Raw genomic sequence first — 14,510 nt, 5'->3', positions numbered from 1 at the left:
AAGTGAAATTACGCTATGATCGGATGTTTAATTGGCGAAGTGTTTGCCCTAGAAGCCCCTACTGTCTTACTAAATGTGAACGGTGTGGGTTATGAAATTGATACGCCACTTTCAACATTTTGCCAATTACAAAAAGGCCAGAAAGTTACGTTATGGACGCATTTAGTTGTTCGTGAAGATGCTCAACAACTCTACGGTTTTAGTGATGCTCAAGAGAAAACAATTTTCCGCACCTTATTAAAAGTAAATGGTGTCGGCCCGAAAATGGCATTGGGTATTTTATCGACGCTAAGTGTTGAGTTATTGGTTCACACCATTGAACATGATGATATTAATACGCTGGTCAAAGTTCCAGGGGTTGGCAAAAAAACAGCTGAACGTTTAATGATTGAACTCCGTGACCGTTTCAAAACATTGGCTCAAGGCACTTCAACTGTGGCGACCATGCCTCAAATTCAATTTGCTGCAAACTCTCCTGTTGCAGAGGCAGAAGCTGCTTTGCAATCTTTAGGTTATAAACCACTTGAAGCACAAAAAGCTGTTGCTGCGGTTAAAGCCGATTACACAGAATCAGCCGATATTATTCGTGCTGCTCTTAAATCCATGATGAAGTAAAACACTTATGCAAGACCGTCTAATCAGTGGAACAGAAAAACCAGAAGATCATTTTGACCGGGCTATTCGACCAACTTCTCTTGCCGACTATATTGGGCAACCAGTCGTACGCGAGCAAATGGAAATTTTCATTGGTGCTGCTCGTGGCCGTGGTGAAGCACTCGACCATACGCTGATTTTTGGTCCGCCGGGTTTAGGTAAAACCACACTTGCTAATATTATTGCCCGAGAAATGGGGGGTAACCTCAAATCTACTTCAGGACCGGTATTAGAGCGTGCAGGTGATTTAGCAGCAATGCTGACTAACCTTGAAGAAGGCGATGTTTTATTTATTGATGAGATTCATCGTCTTTCACCAGTGATTGAAGAAATTCTGTATCCAGCGATGGAAGATTACCAATTAGATATCATGATTGGTGAAGGCCCTGCTGCTCGTTCAATTAAACTCGATTTACCGCCTTTTACACTCGTCGCTGCCACTACACGTGCGGGCTTACTGACCTCACCACTACGTGATCGCTTCGGTATTGTACAACGTCTTGAGTTTTACTCTGTAGAAGACTTGACTCACATTGTGTCACGCTCTGCAAACTTAATGGATGTACCCATTACAGTTGAAGGCGCAGAAGAAGTAGCACGCCGATCACGAGGAACACCTCGTATCGCTAACCGTTTATTACGACGTGTTCGTGACTATGCTCAAGTGAAAGGCACAGGTGAAGTGACCCATGAAATGGCGCAGCGCGCACTAGATATGCTCAATGTTGATAAAGCTGGCCTAGATACCCTCGACAGACGTTATTTGAGCATGCTACTCGAGCGTTTTGATGGCGGTCCTGCTGGAGTTGAAGCGCTTGCAGCAGCGATGGCTGAAGACAGCGGTACGCTTGAAGATGTGATTGAACCTTATTTAATTCAACAAGGTTATGTCATGCGTACTGCACGAGGTCGGATTGCAACCAACCAATCTTATTTACAGTTTGGAATGACACCACCTGAGCCTAAAAACTAACCAAAGGGAGAGAATTTTCTCTTCCTTTTTTAATTTAATCTCTTTATTCAATTAAAATAATAATTGTCTTATCAATAAATTAGCCACTCTATACCTTTTAAGTCTTTTTTTATACCTTATTGATTTTTTAATATTTTTGAAAACTGAATTATAAGAAATCTAGATAGCAAATCTTATGAACAATAATATTTTTAGGATAAGGACATGTACAAAAAAGCCGCTTTGATTTTTCCACTCGCTCTAATGAGCCAGCTGAGCCTAGCAGATTGGGTAAAAGATGCTGCACAACAAAATGAAAATCAGGTGATTCAATTAAGACAACATATTCACGAGCATCCTGAACTTGGCAATATGGAATTTAAAACATCTGCACTAGTTCAAAAAGAATTAAAGTCCTATGGCATTCAGGTCAAAACAGGTTATGCAAAAACAGGTGTTATTGGCATTTTAAAAGGGAATAAACCCGGCCCTATTATTGCACTTAGAGCCGACATGGATGCGCTACCTATGGAAGAAAAAAGTGGTGTTGCCTTTGCGAGTAAACAAAAAGCAATTTATCAAGGAAAAGAAACTTACGTAATGCATGCTTGTGGACATGACGCACACACTGCAATGTTATTAGGCGCAGCAAAAATTCTGGCTGCCAATAAAGATAAAATATCGGGTACGGTTGTCTTTGTTTTTCAACCTGCTGAAGAAGGTGGAGCAGATATAGACAACTTTACACAGGGTGATCAGATCGGCTCAAGAAAAATGATCACAGACGGTGCATTTAAGGATTATAAACCCGAAGCTATTTTTGGAATGCATGTCATATCTGGTATGCAAAGTGGACACCTTTATTATAAAGATGGTGCCATTTTAAATAGTGCAGACCATTTACGTATTCAGGTCAACGGCAAGCAGGTTCACGGCTCAACCCCTTGGTTAGGTAGAGATCCGATTTATGCATCGGCACAAATGATTAATAATTTACAGAGTCTTATTAGCCGAAGAACTGATCTCACTCAAGGCATGGGCGTCGTCAGTATCGGTAACATTCAAGGTGGTACAGCAGGAAATGTGATTCCAGAACAAGTCAATATGATCGGTACTATTCGTTCTAATAACGAACAGGTACGGGCAAATATCTTAAAAAGTTTACCTGCCATGATAGAGCATAACGCTCAAGCCAATGACGTCACCGCCAAAGTTGAAATTGCTCCTTACGCTCCAGTGACCATGAATGATAAAGCGCTCACTCAGTTTATTCAGCCAACCCTAGCCAAAGTTGTTGGCGATTCAAAACTCCATGTTTTAGATCATAATGCAAGCGCAAGTGAAGATTTTGCCTATTATGGCAAGTTAATGCCGTCATTCTTTGTTTTCTTGGGTGCAACACCAGAAAATCAAGACTTAACTCAGGCGGCACCAAATCATAGCCCTTATTTTATTGTAGATAACAAGGCTTTAAAAACTGGGACCGAGCTACATGTAAGATTCGTATTAGATTATCCGAATATATCAAAACAAGTTCAAACTTCATGGAAGCCCTCTTAACTTAAAAAGCTTGCTAGCCATAAGATATAGCGTTTTTCGATTAGAAATACAGCAACCGCAATTGAAAGGTTGTGCCATAGGACTTAGTATGCAATCTGCTAAACTGCCCCGTATTTAAAAGCAGATGTATGGCTTTTGAATGGAACCAATGTTTTATTCAAAGCCATATTTTAAATATAAAGCTCTATAGTGAACTAAAACGGAATACTCTCATGGCGAATCATTTTGAATTCAACATTCGTGTTTATATTGAAGATACGGACGCAGGTGGTATTGTTTACCATGCCAACCATATTCGCTATATGGAACGTACCCGTACTGAATGGCTCCGTGCTTCTGGCGTTGATCATTACTGGCATCAAAAAGACTACAACTTTGTCGTACACAAAATTGACGTAAAATACATGCGTCCTATTTTAATGGATGATTTAATTACTGTTACAGCACGTGTAGTTTCATGTAAAGCTGCGTCATTTGTGTTGCAACAAAATATTTATCGTGGTGAAATCTTGCTTGCTTCTGGCGAGGTTGAGTTGGCATGTTTAAGTAAAGAACTTGTAGCTCGTCGTCTTCCAGAAGAAATACGTGATCTTATTCGTAAAGAATTGGAACAAGACTAAAAAAACAACCGGCATATGTAACCTATGGCAACAAACATTGAATCAACCCTGCATATTTCTGACCTTATTTTACAAGCAAGTCCAGTCGTTCAGTTGGTCATGCTAATTTTATTGTTAGCATCGATCTTTAGTTGGTATCTGATTGCCAAGTTACATATGAGTTATAAAAAAGCACATCAAGACGATGAACATTTCCAAAAAATGTTCTGGTCTGGTGCTGAACTCAGTACGCTTTATAACAATGCCCAACTCAACTCAAAGCGCTCTGGGCTTGAAGATATTTTTTATCAAGGGTTGAGCGAATTTTTTAAACTCAAAAAGCGTCTGGCTCCTGTTTCACAAACAATTGAAGGCACTGAACGTATTTTGCACGTAGGTTTGAGCCGTGATCAAAGCCATTTAGAATATGGTTTAGGGACTTTAGCAAGTATTGGTTCTGTGGCCCCATATATCGGTTTATTCGGTACTGTTTGGGGTATTATGAATGCCTTTATCGGTTTAGCTGCGGTTGATCAAGTAACTCTGGCAACTGTTGCACCGGGTATTGCCGAAGCACTTATTGCAACTGCAATTGGTTTGTTTGCCGCAATTCCTGCTGTATTGGCTTTTAACCACTTCACTGCTAAAAGTGAAAGTGTTTATTCTGATCGCGCTTTATTTGCTGAAGAGATGATTGCTTTATTGCAACGTCAATCTGTGGGTTCATCACAGGAAGATGCATAATGGCAATTCAGCGTTCAGGGCGCTTTGAGCGCATAAAAAAACCATTAAAAAGTGATATGAACGTCGTACCTTATATTGACGTTATGCTCGTACTTTTGGTTATTTTTATGGTAACTGCTCCTATGATTACCAGTGGTATCAAGGTTGATTTACCTCAAGCAAATAACCATCCTATCGAATCAAAAGATATGCCAGCCATGGTAACAATTGGCAAAAATGGCAATATTTATCTTCAGTATGAAGATTACAAAGATAATGAACCATTATCTCGTGAAAAACTCGAAGCAGTTTTAAGCGATGCTCAAAAACAAGCTGAACAAGAAAACAAACAACTCACAGTTTTAGTCAATGGTGATAAGTCTCGTCCTTATGGTGAAGTCGTATCATTAATGGCAAGTTTACAAGAAGCAGGCTTAACTCAAGTTGGCCTTCTGACAGAGCCTTTAAAATAAGCTATGAACAAAAATCAAAAGCCGCACTTTAAACAAAATGCGATTGCATTGAGCTTTACACTCGGAGTTCATGCAATTGCCATTGTTAGCTTGCTTTTTTTAGGCTTGAGTAAACCACCTGAACAGCCAAAAAAGCTAACGACTATTTTAGTTAAGCCAGAAGATTTACCTCCTCCTTTAGCCAAAGAAATTGAACAAGAGACTACAGCTACAAATGAAGCAAAAGAGATATTAGCCCCTATTGTGGATGAAACGCTACCTCAAAATCTTCCAGTTGCACCACCTCCTCCAACAGCTCAACAACTTGCTGCTCAAAAGCAAAAGGCCGAACAGGCCCAGCAAGTCAAGTTAGCTGAGCAAAAGCGTAAAGCTGAAGAAGCTGCGAAAGCGAAACAAGCAGCAGAGCAGCAACGCATAGAGGAAACTCAAAAGCAGCAGGCTGAAGCCAAACACCAAGCTGAGGCTAAAGCAAAATCAGAAGCCGAACAAAAACGTAAGGCTGAACAAAATGCAAAAGCTGCTGAAGACGCTAAACGTAAAGCTGAGGCTGATGCAAAATTAAAACGTGAAGCTCAAAAGGCTGAAAACGCTAAACTTCAAGCACATTATGATGCTAAGCGTAAAGCTGATGCTGATGCTAAAGCTAAGCAACAAAAAGCTAATGATGATGCTAAACGTAAAGCTGATGCCGATGCTAAAGCTAAGCAACAAAAAGCTGATGAGGCTAAACGCAAAGCAGAAGCTGACGCTAGAGCTAAGCAACAAAAAGCTGAGGAAGCTAAACGCAAAGCTGAGGCCGATGCAAAAGCTAAGCAACAAAAAGCCAATGACGAGGCTAAACGTAAAGCTGAAGCCGATGCAAAAGCCAAACAGCAAAAAGCTGATGATGCTAAACGCAAAGCTGAAGCTGATGCTAAAGCCAAACAAAAAGCTGCTGACGATGCTAAACGTAAAGCTGAGGCCGATGCCAAAGCCAAACAGCAAAAAGCTGCTGACGATGCTAAACGCAAAGCTGAAGCGGAGGCTGAAGCAAAAGCTGCATCTGCTCAAAAAGCACAAGAAGAGGCAGCTCAAAAGAAAGCTGAAGCTAAAAAGGTTGCTTCTTCAGCTAGACGCGATTTTGAGCAAAAAATTCGACGCTCTTGGGATGTCCCAACTGGCAGTAGTGGTAAAACAGTTGGTGTTCGTTTTACTCTGTCGGATTCGGGAAGCGTTAATTCTATTGTGATCACGCGTTCAAGTGGTGACGATGCTTTAGACGCAAGTATTAAAGCTGCAATTCAAGCCGCAGCGCCCTATCCTATGCCATCAGATCCAGATGCAAGACGTGAAGCAAGAAGTGTTAGCTCTACATTTAGAGCGCAATAATTTTGAAAGAGTTACATGCTTTAAATAGTTTAAGGCATGTAACTATGCTACAAAATCAACAGTCACAAAAATACCTGCTATGACTTTAAACTTATGAATACGAGCCGCAAACACCTGCTATCTTTAGCACTGATCACAGCCTTAAGCCCTATTGCTTCTACAACTGCTTTTGCCCAGTTATATCTGGAAATTGCCAAAGCACCAGATCAGGCACCCAAAATTGCTATTGTCCCATTTACTAACGACAATGGGCTCTATCCTATTGTTGAAACAGACTTAAACCGTTCTGGACGCTTTACAAGCTCATCTAAAAACTTACCTGCCAATGCTGCAATTAACCAGATTCAAGCTTCTGACTGGCAAGCCGCAGGTATTCCATATGTAGTTACGGGTCAAATTAAACAAACAGCGACAGGTTTTGAAGTTCACTACCAACTTTATGATGTACAAAAGCAACAATACATTTTAAATGAACTTTTAAATGTACCAGCTGCACGCATACGCCAGGCTGGCCATATGGTAAGTGATGCTATTTATCAAGCGCTTACTGGTATTCCAGGTGACTTTAGTGGCCGTATTGCATATGTACTAAGAAACCCTGCAACACCTGCCGAGCGTTATACACTACAAATTGCAGATACGGATGGTGAACAACCAAAGACCGTTTTATCATCTCGTGATCCAATTCTTTCTCCGGCATGGACACCAGATGCTAAAAAAATTGCTTATGTTTCTTTTGAAACTAAACGTCCAGCAATTTATTTACAGGATTTATCAACTGGAACACGTGAAGTTCTTACTAGTTTCAGAGGCTTAAACGGCGCACCAAGTTTCTCACCCGATGGCCAATCAATGCTGTTTACAGCATCTATGAATGGCAACCCTGAAATCTATCAAATGGATTTATCAACTCGCCAAGTCAAACGCATGACAAATGACTCGGCAATTGATACCGAAGCACGTTATACACCAGATGGAAAATCCTTTATTTTCACTTCTGACCGTGGTGGCTCTGCCCAAATTTATCGTTACACCTTTGCTGATGGCTCAGTAAAGCGTTTGACATTTAAAGGGTCATTTAATGCACGTGGAACTCTGAGTGCAGATGGCAAAAAGATTGCACTTGTTCATCGCCCAAGTGGCAGCAGTTATAAAGTTGCAATTCAAGACATTAATACTGGCATCACCAATATTCTTACCCCAACTAGTTTAGATGAATCACCAAGTTTCTCACCAAATGGGCAAATGGTGGTCTACGCAACTCGTGAAGGCAACCGTGGCTTGTTGTCTATTATGTCTACTGATGGACGTTTCCGTATGAATTTACCAAGCGAACAAGGTGAAGTACGTGAACCAGCCTGGGCACCAAAATAACTTTTAATTCCATTGACGGAGATGATCATGAAATCAATCAAATATTTAGCTCTACCCTTTCTTAGCGTAGCACTCGTAATGACAGGCTGTGCTAGCCGTAAACCTGCAGCGACGACTACGACTGGTACAAACCCAAGCACGGTAAACACTTCTGGTTTAAGTGAAGATGCTGCATTAAATGCTCAAAATTTGGCAGGTGCTTCATCTAAAGGTGTAACTGAAGCAAATAAAGCGGCTTTGGCTAAACGCGTTGTTCACTTTGATTATGACAGCAGCGATTTATCTACTGAAGACTACCAAACACTTCAAGCTCATGCTCAGTTCCTTATCGCAAATGCAAATTCAAAAGTTGCATTAACAGGCCATACAGATGAACGTGGTACACGTGAATACAACATGGCTTTAGGTGAGCGTCGTGCTAAAGCTGTACAAAGCTATTTAATTACCAATGGTGTAAACCCGCAGCAACTTGAAGCTGTAAGTTATGGTAAAGAAGCTCCTGTTAATGCGGGACATGATGAATCAGCGTGGAAAGAAAATCGCCGCGTTGAGATTAATTACGAAGCAGTCCCTCCTTTATTAAAATAAGGGATATGCATAAAAAAACGCTCATAATAATATGAGCGTTTTTTATTACTTAAGAAGATTTCTTTTCTTCTTCAGGATGTTGCATGGACTCAATCAAATCATGTTTATTAAAATCTTTATATTCAGGTTTTGCCTCATAATCTTTCCAAGCTTCCTGAACATTTTCTTTCGAAATTTCATCTAGATTGATTGGTTCACCTGCTGTGGGGGTCGCATCAAACTTCTTTGTTGTCATTTCGATTCTCCTAAAAATATACAATCCTTTGTAATGCAATCAACATACCATTTTAATTGGGGCTTGTAAGCATAAATCCAACACAAATAAAGTAAGATAATTTTTATTTTGTGACATTCTCATCTAGAATATGCCACGTATTTATCTGACTCATTTTGATGCTTGAAGCACAGGAGCGTTTTTTTATGTCCAACCTCACTTTGTCCCAATTTTTACAACAACAAAAAGGGAATCTAACACCTGAGTTGGCTCAAGTCATCGATACTATTGCCACGACCTGTAAAACAATCGACCAAGCCTTACAAAAAGGTGCTCTGGCTGGTATTTTAGGTAGTGCTGGCAATGAAAATGTTCAGGGTGAAACACAGAAAAAACTTGATGTGATTTCGAATGACTATTTAATTGATGCTTTAAAAGTACACCCGCACGTAGGCGGTCTCGCTTCTGAAGAGCTTGATGAGTTCACACCTGCACAAGAAAATGGTAAATACCTCGTTTTATTTGATCCATTAGATGGCTCAAGCAATATCGATATCAATATGTGTGTAGGTACGATTTTCTCTATTTTGCCTGCAAAAAATGCAGTAACAGAAGCAAACGATTTCATGCAAGCTGGCACACAGCAAGTTGCTGCTGGTTATGTACTTTATGGCCCATCAACTATGATGGCTTTAACTGTAGGAAATGGCGTAGTATTCTTTACTTTAGATCCAGAAACTCAAACTTTCTTGCTGACGAATGAGAATGTACAGGTTGCAGCAGATACTCAAGAATTTGCAATTAATGCCTCTAACCAGCGTCATTGGGAACAACCCGTAAAACAATATATTGATGAATTACTCGCAGGCAAGACATCTGTTCGTGAAAAAGATTTCAATATGCGCTGGGTAGCATGTATGGTGGGTGATATTCACCGCATTTTATGTCGCAGTGGTATTTTCCTTTACCCATACGACTTAAAAGATCCGAAAAAAGCAGGTCGTTTACGTTTAATGTATGAAGCAAACCCAATGAGTATGCTTATTGAACAAGCAGGCGGTGCATCAACTACTGGCCGTGTACGCATTCTAGAGATTGAACCTACAGAACTTCACCAACGTGTACCTGTGATTATCGGTTCTAAAAATGAAGTTGAACGCGTAACAAGCTACCACTAATAATTTTAATTACTTAGGGCATCATAGTATGATGGTGCCCTTTTGTTGGATATTTTCTTATGGCGGTTATTTTTTTAGAATCAAAAGACAATGCAAAAATTAAACATTTGCGTGGATTAATCGAACTCAGTAACGCCCGAAAAAAGCACCAACAAACCGTTCTTGAAGGCACCCATCTTTGTTTGGCTTGGTTACAACAGCAAAAGAAGATTTTTTCTTTATTCACGACAGAACAAGCATTAGAACACGAAGATTTAAAGAAAATAACAGAGCTACATCAAGGCCATATCTTTGTTATTAGTGAAGTTTTATATAGAGATTTGAGCACATTAGGCACAAGCTTACCTTGTTTAGCGATTATTGATTTACCTAAAACTGCATCAACTATCGACTACAATGTAGACACCTTAATTCTAGAAAATATTCAAGATCCGGGTAACGTAGGTACACTTCTACGTTCAGCAGCAGCAGCAAATATTAAACAAATCATTTGCACACAAGGCTCTGCATCACTTTGGTCACCACGAGTTTTAAGAGCAGGTATGGGCGCTCATTTTAGCTTACATTGTTTTGAAAACTTCCAGCTGACAGATATCCTTCCAAAATTTCAAATCCCGGTTTTTGTTACTAGCTCTCATCGCTCAACCAGTCTTTACTCAAAAGACCTATCTAAACCGTGTGTGTGGATTTTAGGAAATGAAGGTCAAGGTGCAAGCGATTACGCGTTAGATCACGCACAATCAGTGACTATTCCTCAACCGGGTGGACAAGAGTCATTAAACGTGGCAATTGCAGGATCTATTTGTTTTTTTGAGATGGTTCGCCAACGCCAATAAAACGTTAATTTATTTTACATCGCACATATTTGTGAAAAAAATCAATTACACTAGTAAAAAATAACCGATTGTTGTCAACCTCCCACCTCTTTTCAACGTTATATGAGAGATATATTGAAGATAAGGTGGGTATGTCCAATGACAGGATTTTCCATCTCCATGGATTTAGCACCGAAAAAGTCTCGATCGGAAACATCTAGTGCTCATGCCAGCACGGCTGAGCAACGCCTGAAAGTTTTCATGCAAGATGTTACTGGTCGTGCTTTGGTAATGATGGAGAGTGCTACCCAAGGTCAACAAGGTATTGCGATGGATTTGGTTCAAGAAGCATTTATTGCTTTACACAAATCTTATGCCGATAAAAGTACTGAAGAATGGTATCCCCTGTTCTACACTATTTTGAATAACAAACTTCAAGATTGGCGCCGCAAAGAAGCTCGTAGAGCAAACCCATTTTCATTCTTCAAAAAAGTTAGTCTGGATAATGACGACGACGAAGTTATCGATGTAGTTGATGAAAAAGCTATTAATCCTGCAGATTTTCTCGATCAAGCAGTAACGATAGAGGAAATTCGGGAAGCAATTGAAAAACTACCTGTTCGTCAACAACAGGCATTTATGTTACGTGCGTGGGAAGGGTTTGACACCCATACAACAGCTCAGATCATGAACTGTACCGAAGGTAGTGTGAAAACCCATTATCACCGAGCAATTCAGGGACTTAGAGAATACTTGGCACATTTAAATCCCTTGGGAGGTTCTGATGAATCATGATGATTTCACTAAAAAGGTGACATCCAAACTTGATAGTTTGGCAGATCACCATAAAAATAAAACAGTGGTCATGAATCATGTGCTTGACCATATTCAACAAAAACCAGCCTCTTATTATAGTGTCTGGAAAATGACTGGTTTCGCACTTGCCGCAGCAATTACAGGTTTTGTTATTCTGCCTAACTCAGTCGAGATTGTGGATAAGCCACAAAATCAAGTGATCGTTAATCCTAAATTATCTCCACAAATGGTGGAAGATTTAGAGATGTTAATGGTGTTGGGTGAGGATAAAGTACAACATGGCAGCTAAAAAGTTAGCGCTTATCCTGTGTTCATTAAGTTTCTTGCAGACAAGTTTTGCAGGTTTTGAACGCTTTTGGATTTTTTCTAAAGATGCCAATGCACAAGTGGATGACACATGGGATGCCCTTTCCGAAGAAGAGCAACGTGCAGTCATTAAACGTTACCAGAGTTTAAAAGAGCTACCAGCGAATCAAAGCACCAACTTACAGCAACGTATGGACTGGTTTACTCAACTTCCTGAAGCTGAAAAACAAAAAATGCGTGAAGCATGGCAAAAAATGAGTACGCAAGAGCGAAAAGACTTACGTGAGCGGATGCTTAAAGCGAATGGTGAAGAAAGAACAGCAATTCGTGAAGAATACATGAATAAGTATTTAGAGCACTAATTTATTGTTTAGTGATTAAATAGGTGAAATCTAATCACTCAATTATTTTGATTTCATTTCTTATAAAAAAGCCTCCAATTGGAGGCTTTTTTATTTTATATCGTTTATTTACGGTAGCGTCTATAAGCTGCTAAACCAAGTAACGATGCTAAAGATAAAATTCCCAAGCTGCCACCACCGCCTCCACTATTACCACCTCCAGCAGTAGTATTACTACTCACTAAACTGATAGTACCTGCATTTGAAATTTTATTATCAGCATCATATACGTAATAAGTTAATGTATCATTGAAGTTATTAAAACTATTTTTAGCTTGAATATAAATATTACCACCATAACAAGTATTATCCTTATCTTCACCTGGACAAGGGCCTTCTCTATCTGCCTTAACTACTGTAAAAATTCCATCTTTTGAAGTTTTACTTGGCAAATATATAGGCAAGTCTGCAAACTGAGGTTTATTAGGCTTTGTAATAAGTGTATTAGCTGGACCATCTCCATCATCATTTGCGTATTTAAGTAAATTTAATGGAATTATTTCATTTGCTAAATATTGGAATACAACTTTACTATCACTTGCTACAGGTGCAACATTATCAAATCGTGCTTCTAAAAGACCAGATGATTGAGTAGAACCATCTTTACTACTAATCGTATATTTACAATAGTTGTAGTCACCAGCTTGAGTAGTAATATCATCCGATCGATAGAATATAATTTGCTGTAAAGCACTATTCCACTCACAAAAAAGTTTATCGTCTTTTTCCGTGCTTGCAACTTTGTCATCTATCAATCCTGTTCCAACAGATTCAAGACTAATATTATAGTCCGTACTATTAAAAAACTTTAGAAGATGGCTACTATCTTCATTTGGCAAAGGTAAGCCATTTGCCTTCAAATCAATATAGATCGCTCGGTATTTTGCATTTGCTTTAGTTTGATCAAGAAGATTTTTATAATTTGCCAAATCTATTTTTAAGACATTCCACAAATATGAATAAAGTGGATTAGTGAGATTTTTTTCTGCAGTATCATACTGGGTTTGGTATCCCTCAAGTAAAGTAGTGAGAGAGCTGTTGCCTAAACCTCTTAAATCACCAGCAGTTAATTTCATTAGTTCTACTGAACCTATATCACAGCTATTACGAGCAATGTTATCGGGCTGATAATATAGTTTATTAGTTGGGAGTCGAGCTAAACCACGTTGATCTATATCAGCGCATATAGCTTTACTCTCAGGGTCTACATCTATTAAATCTTCTTTTCCAGCAGCTACCAATGGAAAATAAAGTGGTAAAAAACCAGTTACTGCTTCAGCTTTTTCATGGCGCTCAAGTAAAGAGTTAAATGGAACACCTGAAATATCAATTGTCTTATTAGCTGACGAAAGTACCTCTGTTGGTAAATCACATTTATCAGTATTATTACTTAAATTTAGTGCATTAAAAGATAATCTAAGACCTGAGTTCTTCAAATCAGCTGCTGAGCCTGCTAAATATCGACAAGCATATCCAACTGGATTGTATCCAATTATATTAAAATTCAATTCTTTCCCACCTAAACTGTCATATAGGAAAGTTGTATGTGCGTTATTTTCAACAATAGTGTTATTTTGTAGCTTTAAACTACTTCCACCACTTAAAATAGTTGATGGATTTGTTGTATTACCAGGAATCGCATCTCCTGTAAATTTTAAAATAACCCCATTTACAGTGCTGGCAATATTTTGAGCAATTGTATTAATTGTAAAAGTAGCTTTCGGCTCGCCACAAAATTCAAATGTACTAGCAGAATTGCTCGAACCATTCTTGATAATACTTGAGGATGTAAGAGTAACCTCTCGTTTGGCATACTCAGTACCATTTTTACAACTCATAGCTAACACGCTACCAGTACTTGCTTGATTGCCTTGCAAGAGGGAATGAGTTATTGATAAATTTACTCCGCTACCACCAAGAAAAACAGCTCCACCTTTTGGAGCTTGAGAGTTTAAAATTTGAGAATTTAATAATGTAACATTACCACCCGCATAAATAGCCCCACCTTGATTTGAAGCTATACCATTTTCTATAATAATATTTTGCAGGAATAGAGCTTTTTGATTTTCCGCTGTGTTAAATATACGCGACTTGCCCGCAGCATTAATACGTGTTTTAAGTTCTGGTAGAGCAGGATAGTCATTTGTTAAAACATTCTTTTCTGACCAAATTTTATCTTCTTCACGTTCACCATAGCCATAAATAGAAATATTAGCATTGGGCACCAATTCTTTATTTAAAGTATAAGTTCCAGCTTTTAACTGAATTACCTGATCAGTATCGAGGCTAAATACAGTACACCCATAAGCGGATTTACGAGTTTCTGCAACTTTAATAGCTTCTCTTAATGAACATGCGTTCGTATTTTCACCATCTTCATCAGCAAAAGTTGTGACCTCAATTCTTTTATTTGTGGTATCAGCAAAAAGTGGCATATTTGCAAGCACAGCTAACGCTAATAATGCCTTCTTATAATTTTTCATAGTCTC

The 14,510-nt window shown here is 39.0% G+C and carries 16 protein-coding genes; 14 read left to right on the top strand and 2 right to left on the bottom strand.

The genetic code is table 11. The features are described from left to right. Positions 1-15: 15 nt before the first annotated feature. The 9 genes from ruvA to pal all read left to right on the top strand — a co-directional run bounded on the left by ruvA (position 16) and on the right by pal (position 8,291). On the top strand, positions 16-615 hold the full coding sequence (ruvA, locus tag F928_RS06225; protein ID WP_002118762.1) for a Holliday junction branch migration protein RuvA: 600 nt from the start codon (positions 16-18) through the stop codon (positions 613-615). Positions 616-622: 7 nt separating this feature from the next. After that, on the top strand, positions 623-1,627 hold the full coding sequence (ruvB, locus tag F928_RS06220) for a Holliday junction branch migration DNA helicase RuvB (RefSeq protein WP_002052424.1): 1,005 nt from the start codon (positions 623-625) through the stop codon (positions 1,625-1,627). A 204-nt stretch (positions 1,628-1,831) separates the two neighbouring features. Then, positions 1,832-3,166, top strand: coding sequence for a M20 family metallopeptidase (locus tag F928_RS06215; RefSeq protein ID WP_002118689.1), 1,335 nt, complete (start codon positions 1,832-1,834; stop codon positions 3,164-3,166). A gap of 212 nt (positions 3,167-3,378) precedes the next feature. Next, positions 3,379-3,786, top strand: a complete 408-nt coding sequence (gene ybgC, locus F928_RS06210; protein ID WP_004699892.1) for a tol-pal system-associated acyl-CoA thioesterase — start codon at positions 3,379-3,381, stop codon at positions 3,784-3,786. Between the two features lie 24 nt (positions 3,787-3,810). Then, a complete protein-coding gene (gene tolQ, locus F928_RS06205; RefSeq protein WP_005073101.1) occupies positions 3,811-4,509 on the top strand; it encodes a protein TolQ in 699 nt (232 codons plus the stop codon). After that, positions 4,509-4,961, top strand: coding sequence for a protein TolR (gene tolR, locus F928_RS06200; RefSeq protein ID WP_002118490.1), 453 nt, complete (start codon positions 4,509-4,511; stop codon positions 4,959-4,961). The genes tolQ and tolR overlap by 1 nt, the downstream gene beginning before the upstream one ends. A 3-nt stretch (positions 4,962-4,964) precedes the next feature. Further along, positions 4,965-6,329, top strand: a complete 1,365-nt coding sequence (tolA, locus tag F928_RS06195) for a cell envelope integrity protein TolA (protein WP_005073095.1) — start codon at positions 4,965-4,967, stop codon at positions 6,327-6,329. Between the two features lie 93 nt (positions 6,330-6,422). Continuing rightward, positions 6,423-7,703 carry a Tol-Pal system beta propeller repeat protein TolB gene (gene tolB / locus F928_RS06190; RefSeq protein WP_002118491.1) on the top strand — a complete coding sequence of 427 codons (1,281 nt, stop codon included), beginning with the start codon at positions 6,423-6,425 and terminating at the stop codon, positions 7,701-7,703. A 27-nt stretch (positions 7,704-7,730) separates the two neighbouring features. Further along, positions 7,731-8,291: a peptidoglycan-associated lipoprotein Pal gene (gene pal, locus F928_RS06185; protein WP_002118513.1), complete on the top strand. Its 561-nt coding sequence runs from the start codon at positions 7,731-7,733 to the stop codon at positions 8,289-8,291. A gap of 49 nt (positions 8,292-8,340) precedes the next feature. Here pal and F928_RS06180 read toward each other — a convergent pair whose 3' ends face one another. Further along, complete coding sequence (locus F928_RS06180; protein WP_002118730.1) at positions 8,341-8,526, bottom strand: NF038105 family protein; 186 nt, start codon at positions 8,524-8,526, stop codon at positions 8,341-8,343. Positions 8,527-8,711: 185 nt separating this feature from the next. Between F928_RS06180 and F928_RS06175 the strand changes: the two genes are divergently transcribed. The 5 genes from F928_RS06175 (at position 8,712) to F928_RS06155 (ending at position 11,982) form a co-directional block, all read left to right on the top strand. Next, positions 8,712-9,683: a class 1 fructose-bisphosphatase gene (locus F928_RS06175; protein ID WP_005073089.1), complete on the top strand. Its 972-nt coding sequence runs from the start codon at positions 8,712-8,714 to the stop codon at positions 9,681-9,683. Positions 9,684-9,742: 59 nt separating this feature from the next. Beyond that, positions 9,743-10,519 carry a TrmH family RNA methyltransferase gene (locus tag F928_RS06170; RefSeq protein ID WP_002118372.1) on the top strand — a complete coding sequence of 259 codons (777 nt, stop codon included), beginning with the start codon at positions 9,743-9,745 and terminating at the stop codon, positions 10,517-10,519. 159 nt (positions 10,520-10,678) lie between these two features. Beyond that, the gene (locus tag F928_RS06165) at positions 10,679-11,293 is read left to right on the top strand and encodes an RNA polymerase sigma factor (RefSeq protein WP_002118814.1); all 615 of its coding nucleotides are present in this window, start codon (positions 10,679-10,681) and stop codon (positions 11,291-11,293) included. Further along, complete coding sequence (locus F928_RS06160; protein WP_002118556.1) at positions 11,283-11,603, top strand: hypothetical protein; 321 nt, start codon at positions 11,283-11,285, stop codon at positions 11,601-11,603. Before F928_RS06165 ends, F928_RS06160 begins: the two co-directional genes overlap by 11 nt. Beyond that, on the top strand, positions 11,593-11,982 hold the full coding sequence (locus F928_RS06155) for a DUF3106 domain-containing protein (protein WP_002118619.1): 390 nt from the start codon (positions 11,593-11,595) through the stop codon (positions 11,980-11,982). The genes F928_RS06160 and F928_RS06155 overlap by 11 nt, the downstream gene beginning before the upstream one ends. A gap of 104 nt (positions 11,983-12,086) precedes the next feature. Here F928_RS06155 and F928_RS06150 read toward each other — a convergent pair whose 3' ends face one another. Next, positions 12,087-14,504 carry a CSLREA domain-containing protein gene (locus F928_RS06150; protein WP_005073087.1) on the bottom strand — a complete coding sequence of 806 codons (2,418 nt, stop codon included), beginning with the start codon at positions 14,502-14,504 and terminating at the stop codon, positions 12,087-12,089. Positions 14,505-14,510: the final 6 nt, after the last annotated feature.

Origin of the sequence: Acinetobacter pittii ATCC 19004 = CIP 70.29, from assembly GCF_000369045.1 — a bacterium.
GTDB classification, from domain to species: domain Bacteria; phylum Pseudomonadota; class Gammaproteobacteria; order Pseudomonadales; family Moraxellaceae; genus Acinetobacter; species Acinetobacter pittii.
This window is presented reverse-complemented; position numbering and strand designations above follow the sequence as displayed.

Excerpts from the sequence above, each read along its gene's own strand:
- ruvA (WP_002118762.1), top strand. The coding sequence starts at position 16 with ATGATCGGATGTTTAATTGGCGAAGTGTTTGCCCTAGAAGCCCCTACT.
- ruvB (WP_002052424.1), top strand. The coding sequence starts at position 623 with ATGCAAGACCGTCTAATCAGTGGAACAGAAAAACCAGAAGATCATTTT.
- F928_RS06215 (WP_002118689.1), top strand. The coding sequence starts at position 1,832 with ATGTACAAAAAAGCCGCTTTGATTTTTCCACTCGCTCTAATGAGCCAG.
- ybgC (WP_004699892.1), top strand. The coding sequence starts at position 3,379 with ATGGCGAATCATTTTGAATTCAACATTCGTGTTTATATTGAAGATACG.
- tolQ (WP_005073101.1), top strand. The coding sequence starts at position 3,811 with ATGGCAACAAACATTGAATCAACCCTGCATATTTCTGACCTTATTTTA.
- tolR (WP_002118490.1), top strand. The coding sequence starts at position 4,509 with ATGGCAATTCAGCGTTCAGGGCGCTTTGAGCGCATAAAAAAACCATTA.
- tolA (WP_005073095.1), top strand. The coding sequence starts at position 4,965 with ATGAACAAAAATCAAAAGCCGCACTTTAAACAAAATGCGATTGCATTG.
- tolB (WP_002118491.1), top strand. The coding sequence starts at position 6,423 with ATGAATACGAGCCGCAAACACCTGCTATCTTTAGCACTGATCACAGCC.
- pal (WP_002118513.1), top strand. The coding sequence starts at position 7,731 with ATGAAATCAATCAAATATTTAGCTCTACCCTTTCTTAGCGTAGCACTC.
- F928_RS06180 (WP_002118730.1), bottom strand. The coding sequence starts at position 8,526 with ATGACAACAAAGAAGTTTGATGCGACCCCCACAGCAGGTGAACCAATC.
- F928_RS06175 (WP_005073089.1), top strand. The coding sequence starts at position 8,712 with ATGTCCAACCTCACTTTGTCCCAATTTTTACAACAACAAAAAGGGAAT.
- F928_RS06170 (WP_002118372.1), top strand. The coding sequence starts at position 9,743 with ATGGCGGTTATTTTTTTAGAATCAAAAGACAATGCAAAAATTAAACAT.
- F928_RS06165 (WP_002118814.1), top strand. The coding sequence starts at position 10,679 with ATGGATTTAGCACCGAAAAAGTCTCGATCGGAAACATCTAGTGCTCAT.
- F928_RS06160 (WP_002118556.1), top strand. The coding sequence starts at position 11,283 with ATGAATCATGATGATTTCACTAAAAAGGTGACATCCAAACTTGATAGT.
- F928_RS06155 (WP_002118619.1), top strand. The coding sequence starts at position 11,593 with ATGGCAGCTAAAAAGTTAGCGCTTATCCTGTGTTCATTAAGTTTCTTG.
- F928_RS06150 (WP_005073087.1), bottom strand. The coding sequence starts at position 14,504 with ATGAAAAATTATAAGAAGGCATTATTAGCGTTAGCTGTGCTTGCAAAT.